The 15,567-nt window shown below is 76.0% G+C and carries 1 protein-coding gene (running past one end of the window); it reads left to right on the forward strand.

Features of this window, described 5'->3' with window-relative positions:
• Positions 1-15,567: the 5' portion of an SDR family NAD(P)-dependent oxidoreductase gene (locus NYF13_RS15600; protein WP_315657526.1), read on the forward strand. It continues 2,349 nt past the right edge of the window; 15,567 of the gene's 17,916 nt are visible here — the first part of the coding sequence; its start codon is at positions 1-3; its stop codon lies off the right edge, out of view.

Raw genomic sequence — 15,567 nt, forward strand, 5'->3', positions numbered from 1 at the left:
GTGGCTGAGTCTGGCAACGGCGAAGCGGTGCCGTCGACCGATCCGATCGTCATCGCCGGTGTCTCGTGCCGATTCCCCGGCGCTGCCGGGCCGAAGCGCTTCGCCGAACTGCTGCGGCGAGGCGAGTCCGCGATCACCGACATGCCGCCGGAGCGCCGGGCCAACCTGGGTGACGCCGCCGCCGACGTGGCCGCCGTCGGGGGCCTGCGCGGCGGGTTCGTCGACGGGGTCGACCTCTTCGATGCGGAGTTCTTCGGGATCTCGCCGCGCGAGGCCCTCGCCATGGATCCGCAGCAGCGGCTCATGCTGGAGCTGGGCTGGGAGGCGTTCGAAGACGCCGGGATCGTCCGGGACCGCTTCCGCGGCAGCGACACCGGGGTGTTCGTCGGCGCCATGTCGGGCGACTACAGCGGCATCGTGCAGAGCCAGGGCCCCGGCGCGCTCGGCCACCACAGCCTGACCGGCCTGCACCGCGGGGTCATCGCGAACCGCGTGTCGTACGCGCTGGGCCTGCGGGGCCCGAGCGTCGTGGTGGACGCCGGGCAGGCGTCCGGGCTGGTCGCCGTGCACCTGGCCGCGGAAAGCCTGCGCCGCGGCGAATGCACGGCTGCCCTCGCCGGCGGGGTGAACCTCAACCTCACCGCGGAAGGCACGCTGGCCGTCGCGCACCTCGGTGCGCTTTCCCCCGACGGGGTCTGCCACACCTTCGACGCCCGCGCCAACGGCTACGTCCGCGGCGAGGGCGGCGGGTTCGTCCTGCTGAAGTTCCTCTCCGACGCCCTCGCCGACGGCGATCCGGTCTACTGCGCGATCGCGGGCAGCGCGGTGAACAACGACGGCGGCGGCACCGGCCTGACCGCGCCGGACCGGGCCGCCCAGGAAGCCGTGATCCGCCGGGCCTTCCGCCGGTCCGGGCTGCCGCCGGAGTCCGCGGGCTACGTCGAGCTGCACGGCACCGGCACCCCGCTGGGCGACCCGGTCGAAGCGGCGGCCCTCGGAGCGGCACTGGGGGAGTCCCGGCCCGCGGGCGCGCCGCTGCCGGTGGGCTCGGTGAAGACCACCATCGGGCACCTCGAAGGCGCGGCCGGCATCGCCGGGCTGATCAAGGTGGCCCTGAGCCTGCGGGGCCGGGAACTGTTCCCCAGCTTGAACTTCGCCGACCCCAACCCCGCCATCCCGCTCGACCGGCTCAACCTCGCGGTGCAGGTGCGGGCGCAACCGTGGGCACCGGCGGACGGGCCGCTGGTGGCCGGCGTCAGCTCGTTCGGCATGGGCGGCACCAACTGCCACGTCGTGCTCACCGGTCAGGCGGGCCGCCCCCGCGCGGTGGTGGCCCGGCTGCACACCCCGGCCGTCCTCGGCCCCGGCACCGCGCCGCCCTGGATGCTGTCCGGGCACACCGCGGACGCCGTGCCCGGGCAGGCCGCGGCACTGGTGGACCGGCTCGACGCCGAACGCCTGCCCGCCGCCGACGTCGCGGTCTCGCTGGCCACGACCCGCTCGCCGTTCCGCCACCGGGCCGTGGTGGTGGGCGCCGGCCCGGACGAGCTGCGGGCGGGGCTGGCCGCGGTCGCCGAGCAGCGCCCGGCCGCCCAGGTCGTGACCGGGCCGGCCGGCCCGGCCGGGGACACCGTGTTCGTCTTCCCCGGCCAGGGTTCGCAGTGGACGGCGATGGGCCTGGACCTGATGGCGTCCTCGCCCGCGTTCGCCGCTTCGATGCGCGCGTGCGCCGACGCGCTGGCGCCGCTGGTCGAGTGGGACCTCTTCGAGGAGCTGGCCGGGCCGCTGGACCGCGACGACGTCGTCCAGCCGGTCCTGTTCGCGGTGATGGTGTCGCTCGCCGCCGTCTGGCGCGCCGCGGGCGTGGTGCCCGCGGCGGTCGTCGGGCACAGCCAGGGCGAGATCGCCGCCGCCGTGGTGGCCGGTGCGCTGTCGCTCGAAGACGGCGCGCGGGTGGTCGTGCTGCGCAGCCGCGCGCTGGCCCGCCTGGCCGGACGGGGTGGCATGGTGTCGCTGCCGATCTCGGCCGAGCGCGCCCGTGAGCTGGTGGGCCCCTGGGAGGGCCGGATCGGCATCGCGGCGATGAACGGCCCGGGCGCGACCGTCGTCTCCGGCACCGCCGACGCCCTGGACGAGCTCCTGCGCCACTGCGAGGAGCAGGACGTCCGCGCGCGGCGCGTCGCCGTCGACTACGCGTCCCACTCCGCCCAGGTCGAAGAGCTGCGCGAGCACCTGCTCGAGGTGCTGGCGCCGGTGCGGCCCCGGGCGGGCACGACGACGTTCGTCTCGTCGGTGACCGGCGCGGTCGCCGACGGCGCCGAGCTGGACGCGGGCTACTGGTACCGCAACCTCCGCGAGCCGGTGCGGTTCGAGGCCGCCACGCGGACCCTGCTGGCCGCCGGGACCACGGCGTTCGCCGAGATGAGCCCGCACCCGGTGCTCGTCGTCGGGCTCACCGAGACGGTCCAGCACGCCGAAGCCGACGCCGTCACGCTGTCGTCGTTGCGCCGTTTCGACGGCGGTCCGCAGCGGCTGCTGCGCGCGTTCGCGGCGGCCTGGGTGGCCGGCGTCGAGGTGGACTGGACCGCGGTGCTCGCCGCGTCCGGCGGCCGCCGGACCGCGCTGCCGACCTATGCGTTCCAGCGCAGGAGCTTCTGGCTGCGGCCGGGTGCCGTCCCGCGAGGCGCGCCCGCCCCGATCGAGGCGACCGCGCCCGCACCGGCACCGCGGCGGACCCGTGGCCGGTCCGCGCTGCTGCAGCTGGTGCGCGAGGAAGCCGCCGCGGTGCTGGGCACCGACGGGCACGACGACGTCCTGCCCGCGTTGACCTTCCGCGAACTCGGCCTCGACTCCGTGCTCGGCGTCGAACTGGCCGGCCGGCTGACCCGGGCCACCGGGCTGCGGCTGGTCCCGGGCCTGGTCTTCGACCACCCGACGCCCGACGCGCTCGCCCGCCACCTCGACGGCCTGCTCGCCGGCGAGTCCGCCGCCGAAGCCGGGCCCGCGGTGCGCGTCGACGGCGACGACCCGGTCGTCATCGTCGGCATGCACTGCCGGCTGCCCGGTGGCGTCGGCTCGCCGGAGGAGTTCTGGGACCTGCTGCGCGAGGGCCGGGACGTGGTGTCCGGCTTCCCCGGTGACCGCGGCTGGGACCTGGCCGCGCTCGACGCGGGCGTCCCGCGCCGCGGCGGGTTCCTGCTCGACGCGGCGGAGTTCGACCCGGCGCTGTTCGGCATCGGCCCGCGGGAAGCCGCCGCCATGGACCCGCAGCAGCGCGTCCTGCTCGAGACCGTCTGGGAGGCGCTCGAACGCGCCGGGATCGCGCCGGACGCGCTGCGCGGCAGCGAAACCGGCGTGTTCGTCGGCGCGATGTCCCAGGAGTACGGCCCGCGCCTGCACGAGGGCACCGACCAGTCGCGGGGCTACCTGCTGACCGGGACCACCGCGAGCGTGCTCTCCGGCCGGGTCGCCTACACCTTCGGCTGGGAAGGGCCGGCGGTGACCGTGGACACCGCGTGTTCCTCGTCGCTGGTGGCGCTGCACCTGGCCGCCCGCGCCCTGCGGGACGGTGAATGCGACCTCGCCCTCGCCGGGGGCGTCGCGGTGATGGCCGGTCCCGGGCTGTTCGCCGAGTTCGCGTCGGCGGGCGGCCTCGCCGCCGACGGCCGGTGCAAGGCGTTCTCCTCGGCCGCGGACGGCACCGGGTGGGCCGAAGGCGCGGGCGTGCTCGTGCTGGAACGGCTGTCCGATGCCCGCCGCCGCGGCCACCGGGTGCTCGCGGTGGTGGCCGGGAGCGCGGTCAACTCCGACGGCGCGTCCAACGGCCTCACCGCGCCGAACGGGCCGGCGCAGCAGCGGGTGATCCGGCGGGCGCTCGGGTCCGCCGGGCTGGCACCGTCCGATGTGGACGCCGTGGAGGCGCACGGCACCGGCACCGCGCTGGGCGACCCGATCGAGGCGGAGGCGCTGCTCGCCGTCTACGGCGACGGCCGGGCCGAGCCGCTGCGGCTGGGGTCGGCGAAGTCCAACCTGGGGCACACGCAGGCCGCGGCCGGCGTCGTCGGCGTGATCAAGATGGTGCTGGCCCTGCGGCACGAGTTCCTGCCCGCGACCCTGCACGCCGGCGAGCCGACGCCGAAGGTCGACTGGGCCGCCGGGGCCGTCCGGCTGCTGAGCGAGGGTGAGCCGTGGCCGGCGACCGGCCGCCCGCGCCGGGCCGGGGTGTCGTCCTTCGGCATCAGCGGCACCAACGCCCACGTCGTCCTGGCCGAGCCGCCCGCGGCGCCCCCCGCGCCGACGCCCATCCGGCACCGGCCGGCCGTGGTGCCGCTGCTGCTTTCGGGCGCCGATCCGGACGCGGTGCGCGCGCAGGCCGGGCGGCTGCGCGCGCACCTGCAGGCCGAGCCCGGCGCCGACCTGACCGACGTCGCGCTTTCTCTGGCCACCACGCGATCCGCGCTGGCCTACCGCGGCGCGGTCGTGGCCGCCGACCGGGACGAGGCCCTGCGCGCGCTGGCCGGGCTCGGGGAGCCGGACCGCGCCGCCGGCGGCCCGGTCGCGTTCGTGTTCAGCGGCCAGGGCGCCCAGCGCGCCGGCATGGGCCGCGAGCTGTACGGCGAGTTCCCGGTGTTCGCGACCGCGTTCGACGAGGTCTGCGCGGAGCTGGACCGCCACCTGGACCGCCGGCTCGCCGACGTCGTGTTCGGCGAGGACGGTGAGCTGATCGACCGGACCGAGTACGCCCAGGCCGGGCTGTTCGCGATCGAGGTCGCGCTGTTCCGGCTGCTCGAGCACTGGGGCGTGCGGCCGGACCGGCTGGCCGGGCACTCCATCGGTGAGCTGAGCGCCGCGTACTGCGCCGGGCTGTGGTCGTTGCCGGACGCGTGCGAGGTCGTGGCCGCGCGGGGCCGGCTGATGCAGGCGCTGCCCGAAGGCGGCGCCATGGTGGCCGTGGCGGCCGCGGAAGCCGACGTGCGCGCGTCCCTGACCGACGGTGTCTCGATCGCCGCCGTCAACAGCCCGCGTTCGGTGGTCCTTTCAGGCGCCGAGGAGCCGGTGACCCGGGCGGCGGCGGAGCTGGCCGCGCGCGGGGTGCGCACGAAGCGGCTCAGCGTCAGCCACGCGTTCCACTCGACCCTGATCGAGCCGATGCTGGCCGAGTTCGGCGAAGTGCTGGCGTCGGTGGAGTACCGCGAGCCGGTCCTCGACGTCGTCTCGACCACGACCGGGGCCGCGGCCACCGACGAACTGCGCACGCCCGCGCACTGGCTGCGCAACGCGCGGGACGCGGTGCGGTTCGCCGACGCCGTGGTCGCGCTGCGGAAGGCGGGCTCCGCGGTCCTGGTGGAGCTCGGACCGGACGCCGTCCTGGCGCCGATGGTGGCCGAGACGCTGCCCGCGGACGTCGCCTGCGTGCCGCTGCTGAGCCGCGAGCGCCCGGAGGTCCGCTCGCTCGTCGGCGCGCTGGCCCGGGTGCACGGCCGCGGTGGCGAGGTGGACTGGTCCGCGTACTTCGCGGGCACCGGTGCCCGGACGGTCGATCTGCCGGGTTACGCGTTCCAGCGGCGCCGGTTCTGGCTGTCCGCCACGACTTCGAGCCCGATCGCGACCGCCCGGTGCTACCGGACCGCCTGGCGGCCGCTCCCGCCGCTGCCGCGCGCGGTGCCCGCCGGGCGGTGGCTGCTCGTCGCACCGCCGGGCGCGCCGGTCGGCGAGCTTCGTGACGGTCTCGTCGCGCGCGGTATGAATTTGTCCACAGTGGATGTATCTACTGTGGACCGTGACTCGATTGCCTCGCGGCTGAAGGACTTTCCGGCGGACGGCGTGCTGTCCCTGCTGGCTCAGGACGGCGACGGTGGTGCGGCCGCGACCGTGTCGCTCGTGCAGGCGCTGGGCGACCTCGGCAGTGCGGCGGTGCTCTGGAGCGTCACGGCCGGGGCTCAACGCGTGGCCGACGAGCCGGTCGATCCGGAGCAGGCGCCCGTCTGGGGCCTGGGCCGGGTGCTGGCCCGGGAGGTGCCGTCCCGCTGGGGCGGCGCGGTGGACCTGCCGCGCGAGCCCGGACCGGCCGCGCTCGACGAGCTGTGCGCGGTGCTCACCGCGCCCGGTGGCGAGGACCAGTTCGCGATCCGCGCGTCCGGCGTGCACGTCCGGCGGCTGGCCGAGGGGCCCGTGCTCCCGGCCGGGGAGCCCGCTTGGCGGCCGCGGGGGACCGTCCTGATCACCGGGGGCACCGGTGCGCTCGGCACGCAGGTGGCCCGGTGGCTGGCCGGGCTCGGTGCCGGGCACCTGCTCCTGCTCAGCCGTACCGGCGGTGAGGTGCCGGCCGGCCTGGCTGCCCCGGGGACCCGCCTCACCGTGGAGGCCTGCGACGCCGCCGACCGGGACGCGCTCGCCCGCGTCCTCGACGGGATTCCGGCGCAGTTCCCGCTCACCGCGGTGGTGCACGCCGCGGGGGTCGTGGACGCCGGCCTGATCGACTCGCTCACACCCGAGCGGATCCGGGCGGTCGCGCGGGCGAAGGCGACGGCCGCGCGCAACCTGCACGAGCTGACGGCCGGGCTCGATCTTTCCGCCTTCGTGATGTTCTCGTCGGTGCTGGGAGTCGTCGGCGACATCGGCGAGGCCGGGTACGCCGCCGCGAACGCGTACCTCGACGCCCTGGCCGAGTCGCGGGCCGCGGCCGGGTTGCCCGCGACGGCCGTCGCGTGGGGGCCGTGGGCCGGGGACGGCATGGCCGGGCCGGTGCAGGGGCACTTCCGCCGCATCGGCCTCGAACCGCTTCGGCCGGCGCCCGCGCTGGCGACGCTGCACGCGCTGCTCGGCACGGAGGCACCCACTGCGGTCGTCGCGGACGTCGACTGGCCGCGGCTGGCCGAGTCCCGGCCGAGCCCGCTGTTCGGCGAGTTCGCCGGGCCGGTTGCCGCCCGGCCCGGTCTGCCGCCGGGCGAGTTCGCCGGGCCGGTTGCCGCCCGGCCCGGCTCGTTGTCCGGCGAAGCCGATTCGCCCGCGTCCCGGACCGGCTTGCTCTCCGGCGGGATCGACGCGGCGCCGTCGCCGCGGATCGACCCGGCGCGGCTGCGCGATCTCGTGCTCGCGCAGGCCGCCGCGGTGCTCGACCACCCGTCCGGCGCCGCGATCGACCCCACGCTGACCTTCGCCGACCTCGGGTTCACTTCGCTGGCCTCGGTCGAGTTCCGCAACCGCCTGGCCGCGCGCCTCGGCGTGGACCTGCCCGCCGGGCTCGTGTTCGACCACCCGACGCCCGCGGACGTCGTCCGCTACCTCGACGGGGCCGGCGAACCGGCCGCCCCGGCCCGGACCTCCGCCGCGGCGGGCGAGCCGATCGCCGTCGTGGCCATGGCCTACCGGTTCCCCGGCGGCGCCGACACGCCGGAACGGCTGTGGGACCTGCTCTCCGACGAGACCGACACGATCACGGAATTCCCCGCCGACCGCGGCTGGGACCTCGGCGCGCTGTACCACCCGGACCCGGCGCACCCCGGCACCAGCCACGTCCGCACCGGCGGGTTCCTCGACGACGTCGCCGGGTTCGACGCGGACTTCTTCGGCATCTCCCCGCGCGAGGCCCTGGCCATGGACCCGCAGCAGCGGCTGCTGCTGCAGATCACCTGGGAGGCCCTGGAACGCGCGGGCATCCCGGCGCCGGGGCTGCGCGGCCGGGACGTCGGCCTGTTCGTCGGGTCAAACCTGCGCGACTACGCCGATCTGCTGCGCGCGGGCGCCGAGAACACCGAAGCCCATCTGGTGACCGGGACTTCGGCCAGCGTGCTGTCCGGGCGCATTTCGTACCTGCTCGGGCTGTCCGGGCCCGCCGTCACGGTGGACACGGCGTGCTCGTCGTCGCTGGTGGCGCTGCACCTGGCGGTGCAGTCGCTGCGGGCGGGGGAGTGCTCGCTCGCGCTGGCGGCCGGGGTGACGGTGCTGTCGACGCCGCAGTTGTTCGTGGACTTCTCCAGCCAGGGCGGCCTCGCCCCGGACGGGCGCTGCAAGGCGTTCGGCGCGGGTGCCGACGGCACCGGCTGGGGCGAGGGCGCCGGGGTGGTGGTCCTCGAACCGCTCGCCGAGGCCCGCCGCCGCGGGCACCGGGTGCTCGGCCTGGTCGCGGGCACGGCGGTCAACCAGGACGGGGCTTCCAACGGGCTGTCCGCCCCCAGCGGACCGGCCCAGCAGCGGGTCATCCGGGCGGCGCTGTCGAGCGCCGGGCTGGCCCCGTCGGAGGTGGACGCCGTGGAAGCGCACGGCACCGGCACGGCGCTGGGCGACCCGATCGAGGCGGAGGCGCTGCTCGCGGCCTACGGCGCGGACCGTTCGGAGCCGCTGTACCTGGGGTCGGTGAAGTCCAACCTCGGGCACACCCAGGCGGCCGCCGGGATGGCCGGGGTGCTGAAGATGCTGCTGGCGATGCGGCACGGACGGCTGCCCGCGACGCTGCACGCGGACTCGCCGTCGCCGCACGTGGACTGGACCGCGGGCGCGGTCCGGGTCCTGGACCGGGCGCGGCCGTGGCCCGAGGTGGACCGGCCGCGGCGGGCCGGGGTGTCGGCGTTCGGGCTGAGCGGGACGAACGCGCACGTGATCTTGGCGGAGCCGCCCGAGCCGCCCGAGCCGCCGGCCGCGGGGGAGGAGCCCCGAGGAGTGCGGTCGCAGTGGGTGCCGCTGGTGCTGTCGGCCCGCTCGGCGCCGGCGCTGGAGGCAGCGGCAGCCCGGCTCGCGGGGGCGCTCGAGGCCGGCCAGCGAGCGGACCGCGCTTCCGGCACCGGCGATGCTGCGTCCACCGAAAAGCCCGCGAGCCCTGCCCTTCCCGCCGTTGCCCGCGCGCTGGCCGACCGCACCCCGTGGGAACACCGCGCGGTCGTGCTCGGCACCAGCGCCGAAGACGCCGTCCGCGGCCTCGGCGACCTGGCCGGCCACCCCACCGTCGTCACGGGGGAAGCCACCCGCACCGCCGCGCCGGTCTGGGTGTTCCCCGGCCAGGGCTCGCAGTGGACCGGCATGGCCGCCGACCTGCTGGACGCCTCGCCCGTCTTCGCCGCGCGCATGCGGGACTGCGCCGCCGCGCTGGCTCCCTTCACCGACTGGGACCTCACCGCCGAACTGCGGGGCCCGCTCGATCGCGTCGACGTCGTGCAGCCCGTGACCTGGGCCGTCATGGTGTCGCTGGCCCGGCTCTGGCAGGAGTGCGGGGTCGTCCCGGCCGCCGTCGTCGGGCACAGCCAGGGGGAGATCGCCGCCGCCGTCGTCGCCGGGGCACTGTCCCTTGAGGACGGTGCGCGCGTGGTTGCGTTGCGCAGCAAGCTGATCGGCGCCCGGCTGTCCGGGCCCGGTGGGATGGCCTCGGTGTCGCTGCCCGAGGCGCGCGTCGTCGAGCTGATCGCGCCCTGGGCCGATCGGGTGTCGGTGGCCGCCGTCAACAGCGCTTCGGCGACCGTCGTCTCCGGGGACTCGGACGCGCTCGACGAACTGCTCGCCGAGTGCGAGCGGACCGGGGTCCGGGCACGGCGGATCGCCGTCGACTACGCGTCGCACTCCACGCAGGTCGAACGGATCCGGGACGACCTGCTCCGCGACCTCGCCCCGGTCACCCCGCGCGCCGCGCAGATCCCGCTGCACTCCACGACCGTGCCCGGCCCGTTCGACACCACCGCGATGACGGCCGAGTACTGGTACACCAACCTGCGCGAGAAGGTCTCCTTCGGCCCGGTCGTGCGCGCGCTGCTGGACGCCGGATCCAGCGTCTTCACCGAGATCAGCCCGCACCCGGTCCTGGTGCCCGCAGTGCGCGAAGAGGCCGAAGCCGTCGGCGCGCACGTCTCGGGCACCCTCCGGCGCGACCACGAGGGCCCGCGCCAGTTCCTCACCGCGCTCGCCGAGGCGTTCACCCACGGCGTCACCGTCGACTGGGCCGCCGCGCGCCCCGCCGACCCGGGCGAGCACGTCGACCTGCCCACCTACCCGTTCCAGCACCGGCGCTTCTGGCCGACGCCGGCCCCAGTCGCGGCCCCCGAGCCGGACGGTGACCTGTGGCGCGCGGTCGACGACGGCGACGCCGAAGCGCTCGCGGGCGAACTCGGCGTGACCGGCGATGTCCAGGCCGCCCTCGACCTGCTGGCGGGCTGGCGGCGCCGGTCGACGGCCGACGCGCTGCGCTACCGCACGACCTGGCAAGCCACCACGCTCACCCGCGGCGCGGCGCCCATCCGACGCTGGGTCGTCCTCGCCGAACCCGAGCGGGAGCACCCGGCCGACGACCTGTGTACCGCTCTCGGCGCCACCGTCCGGCCAGTGACCGACCTCGGCGAGGCGGACGGCATCGTCGCCCTGGTGGACGGCGCGTCCCTCGCCGAGGTGTTCGCGCTCGTCCGGACCGTCCGGGAGTCGGGCCCGAGCGCGCCGCTGTGGTGCGTCACGCGCGGCGCCCTCGACGGCGACCCGGACCAGGCCGCGTTGTGGGGCTTCGGCCGGGTCGCGGGCCTGGAATGGCCGGACGGCTGGGGTGGCCTGATCGACCTGCCCGCCGACGCGACCCCGCGCGACCTCGACGTGCTCGCCGCGGTGCTGGCCGCGCCCGGCGACGAGCAGGAGTTCTCCGTCCGCGACGGCCGCGCCCTGGTGCGGCGGCTCGTCCCGGCGCCGGTGACCGGTGCGGCGACGCCGTGGCGGGTGCGCGGCACCGTCGTCGTCACCGGCGGCACCGGCGCGCTCGGCGGGCACGTCAGCCGCCTGCTGGCCGACCGCGGCGCCCACGACCTCGTGCTGGTGAGCCGGCGCGGCCCGGACGCCGACGGCGTCGCGGACCTCGTCGCCGAGCTGCGCGGCCGGGGCGCCGAGGTCACGGTCGTCGCCGCGGACGTCGCCGACCGCGACGCCGTCGCCACGCTGATCGCCGACCTCGACGCCGCGGGCCGTGAGATCACCGGCGTGGTGCACGCAGCCGGGGCGAGCCCGCGGGCCGCGATCGAGGACACCGACGCGGAAATCCTCGCCGTCGCGACCGCCAAGGCCGACGGCGCCCGGCACCTCGACGCACTGCTCGGCAACCGGCCCCTCGACTTCTTCGTGCTGTTCTCCTCCGGTGCCGCGGTCTGGGGCAGCGCGGGCTCGGCCGCCTACGCGGCGGGGAACGCCTACCTCGACGCCCTGGCCGAACGCCGCCGCAGGCAGGGGCGTGCGGCGACGTCGGTCGCCTGGGGCAGCTGGGCCGGTGGCGGCATGGTCGACGCCCGGATCGAACGCGAGCTGACCCACGTCGGCTTCCGGTCGATGGCGCCGGAGACCGCGCTCGCCGCGCTGGTCACCGCGATCGAGCACGACGACACCACGGTCGCCGTCGCCGACGTCGACTGGGCCGCCTTCGCCGACAGCTACACCGCCGCCCGCCGCCGTCCGCTCATCGACCGCCTGACCGGCACCCCCGAAGCCGACACCCCCGAAGCCGAGCCCGCCGGGCCGGATTCGGCGCTGCGGCAGCAATTGCTGGCCACCGGTGACGCGGACCGCGACCGGATCGTGCTCGGGCTCGTCCGCAGGGCGACCGCGCTGGTCCTCGGCCACGACGCCGAGACGGCCGTCCCGGCGGCGAAACCGTTCAAGGACCTCGGGATCGACTCGCTGACCGCGGTCGAGGTGCGCAACCGCGTCGCCGCGGCGACCGGGCTGACCCTGCCCGCGACGCTCGTCTTCGACCACCCGACCCCGGCCGAGGTGGCCCGGCACCTGCTGACGCGGCTCGTCGACGCCCCGGCCCCGGCGGCCGCCGCCCCGGCCGCGGTGACGGCCGACGAGCCGGTCGCGATCATCGGCCTGGCCTGCCGGTTCCCCGGCGGCGTCGGCTCGCCCGAACAGCTGTGGGACCTGCTGCTGGCCGAAGGTGACGCGATCGGCGACCTCCCCGGCGACCGTGGCTGGGACCTGGCCGGGCTGACCGGCCTCAGCGGCGGGTTCCTCGACGTCAAGGGGTTCGACGCCGGGTTCTTCGGCATCTCGCCCCGCGAAGCCGAGGCGACGGACCCGCAGCAGCGGCTGCTGCTGGAGGTCGGCTGGGAAGCGCTGGAGCGCGCGGGCGTCGACCCGACGTCGCTGCGGGGCACCGCGGCGGGCGTGTTCGTCGGCGCGGGCGCGCACGACTACGCGGAGCTGGTCACCGCCGCCGGCCGCGGCCGCGAGTACGCCCTCACCGGTGGCGCGGCGAGTGTCCTTTCCGGACGGATCGCGTACTCGCTCGGACTCGAAGGCCCGGCGGTGACCGTCGACACGGCGTGTTCGTCGTCGCTGGTGGCGTTGCACCTGGCCACGCAGTCGCTGCGCAGCGGCGAGTCGACCCTCGCGCTGGTCGGCGGCGTCGCGACGATGGCCACCCCGAACGCGTTCGAAGCCTTCGCCCGGCAAGGCGGCCTGGCCGCCGACGGCCGCTGCAAGTCCTACGCCGAGGGTGCCGACGGCACCGGCTGGGGCGAGGGCGTCGGGGTCCTCGTGGTGGAGCGGCTGTCGGACGCCCGGCGCCTGGGGCACGAGGTGCTCGCCGTGGTGCGGGGCTCGGCGGTCAACCAGGACGGCGCGTCGAACGGGCTGTCGGCCCCGAACGGCCCGGCGCAGCAGCGGGTGATCCGCTCCGCGCTGACGGCCGCCGGGCTGGCACCGTCCGATGTGGACGTCGTCGAAGGACACGGGACCGGCACCGCGCTCGGTGACCCCATCGAGGCGCAGGCGCTGCTCGCCACGTACGGGCAGGAGCGGGAAACCCCGTTGCTGCTGGGGTCGGTCAAGTCGAACATCGGGCACACCCAGGCCGCCGCGGGGGTGGCCGGGGTGATCAAGATGGTCCTGGCGCTGCGGGCGGGGGTGGTGCCCGCTTCGCTGCACGCCGAGCGGGCCAGCTCCGAGGTCGAGTGGTCGTCGGGTGCCGTGGAAGTCGTTGCCGCGCGGAAGAACTGGCCGGACGCGGGACGGGCCCGGCGGGCCGGGGTGTCCGCGTTCGGGATCAGCGGCACCAACGCGCACGTGATCCTCGAAGCCGTCGACGAGCCGCCGACGCCGGTTGCGGACTCGGCGGGCCCGGTGTCGCTGGTCGTCTCCGGACGGGGACCGGCGGCCGTGCGGGCTCAGGCCGACCGGCTCGCCGATTTTCTCGTCACGAAACCGGATCTGGCCGATGTGGCGTGGTCGCTGGTGTCTTCGCGGGCTCGGCTGGAGCACGGTGCCGTGGTGAGCCCGGACGGATCCTTCACGGCCGAGAGCCTGGTCGAGGGTGGTCTGGGGTGGATGTTCACCGGCCAGGGCGCGCAACGCCTCGGCATGGGTGCCCACCTGCGTGAGGCGTACCCGGTGTTCGCCGCCGCGTGGGACGAGATCATGGGCCATCTGCCCGATCCGGCTGGAGACATCGACCAGACCGGTGTGGCGCAGGTGCTGCTGTTCGCGTTCGAGGTGTCGCTGGCGCGGTTGCTGGAATCGTGGGGGATCCGGCCGGAAGTCGTGGTCGGGCATTCGATCGGGGAGCTGGCGGCGGCGTGCGTCGCGGGAATCTGGTCGGTCGCCGATGCCTGCCGGGTGGTGGCTGCTCGGGCGTCGTTGATGCAGGCGCTGCCGTCCGGTGGTGTCATGTGGACGGTCGGCACCGGCGAGTCCGAGGTGGCCGAACTGCTCGGTGACGGCGTCTCGCTGGCGGCGGTGAACGGGCCTGCTTCGGTCGTGCTGTCCGGAGATGCGGAATCGGTCGGTCGGGCGGTGGAGGTGGTGCAGCAGCGGGGTGTGTGGGTGCGGCAGCTACGGGTGTCGCACGCGTTTCATTCCCCGTTGATGGCGCCGATGCTGGACGAGTTCCGGGCCGTGGTGGAGTCGGTGGACTTTCGGGAGCCGGCCGTCCCCATGCTGCCCACGGGCGGTGGCCGGACCGATGTGTCGAGCCCGGAGTACTGGGTGGCGCAGGTGACCGGGACCGTGCGGTTCAGCGTGCCGGATGTCGGGACGTGGCTGGAGGTCGGTCCGGCGCCGGTGCTGACGACGATGGTCGACGGCGTTCCGGCGGTGAAGGGTCCGCAGACCGAGGCGGCCGACCTGATGGAAGCGGTCGGGCGGCTGTGGCTACGCGGGCACGACGTGGACTGGGCGGCCGTGCTGCCCGGACGTCGCCGGGTCGACCTGCCCACCTACGCCTTCCAGCACCAGGACTACTGGCTCACGCCCGCTCCGCAGCGCGCGGGGTTCTCGGCTGCGGGGCTGACGGCCACCGGGCACCCGATCCTGCTCACCGCGGTCACCGCCGCGGGTGGGGACCAGACCGTCTTCAGCGGGCGGCTGTCGCTCGCCGCGCAGCCGTGGCTCGACGACCACCGCGTCCTCGGGTCCGTGCTGTTCCCCGGCACCGGCTTCGCCGACCTCGCGGTCACCGCGGGGCGGGCGCTCGGCCGTCCCCGGCTGGTCGAGCTGACGCTCGGCGCTCCGCTCGTGGTCACCGGCGATGCCGGTCACCTCGTGCAGGTCGTCGTCGGCGCCGCGAACGACGCGGGCGACCGGCCGGTCACCCTCTACTCGCGCCCGGAAGACCAGGACGACTGGACCCGGCACGGCTCGGGTGTGCTCGGCTCGGGTGTCCTCGGCGCCGCTGCCGCCGGGGACTGGCCGCCCGAATCCTGGCCCCCGGCCGGAGCCGAACCGGTTGCGCTGGAGGGCTTCTACGACGACCTCGTCGGCGCCGGCTTCGACTACGGCCCCAGTTTCCGCGGCCTCACCGCCGCTTGGCGCCGCGACGGGGAAGTCTTCGCCGAAATCGGCCTGCCGGGCGCAACGCCCGTCGACGGGTATGCCGTCCACCCCGGGCTGCTCGACTCCGCGCTGCACGCGATGGCGCTGCTCTGGGACGGTCCACAAGAGACTCCGCGAATCCCGTTCTCCTGGCAGGATGTCTCCCTCACCGGGGACGCGCCGCGGTCGTTGCGGATCCGGCTCGGCCACACCGAGGCCGGTGCGGTCGTGCTCGAAGCCGTCGACGCCGCCGGTCGGCCTGCGGCCCGCATCGGCGAGCTGGTGCTGCGCGAAGTCGACGCCGACCGGCTGCGGGTTCCGGCGGACCTGCTCGCCGACAGCCGGTTCCGCACCGAGTGGTCGCCGCTCGACCCCGCACCGGCGCGCGTGCTCGGTTCGTGCGCGGTGCTCGGCCCCGACCTCGCCGCCGCGGCCGGTGAACACGGACCGGTGACCGAACACGCCGACCTCGCCGCGCTCGTGACCGCACTCGACGCCGGCTCCCCGGCACCGGACACCGTCGTCGCCCGGTGCCCGCGCCGCGGCGGCGGCGACCTCGCCGCCGCCCACCGTGCCGCCGCCTGGGCGCTGGAGCTCGTGCAGACCTGGCTGGCGGACCCGCGGCTGGCGAGCAGCCGGCTCGTCGTGGTCGCCGACGGCAGGCTCGCGCAGTCGACCGTCACCGGCCTCGTGCGTACCGCGCAGACCGAACACCCCGGCCGGATTTCGCTGGTGCACGGGGAAACCGTCCCGGCCGCCGCGCTCACCACCGAGGAGCCGGAGATCGCGGTCCGCGGCGGTCAG

Source organism: Amycolatopsis sp. PS_44_ISF1 (genome assembly GCF_032335455.1).
GTDB lineage: Bacteria > Actinomycetota > Actinomycetes > Mycobacteriales > Pseudonocardiaceae > Amycolatopsis.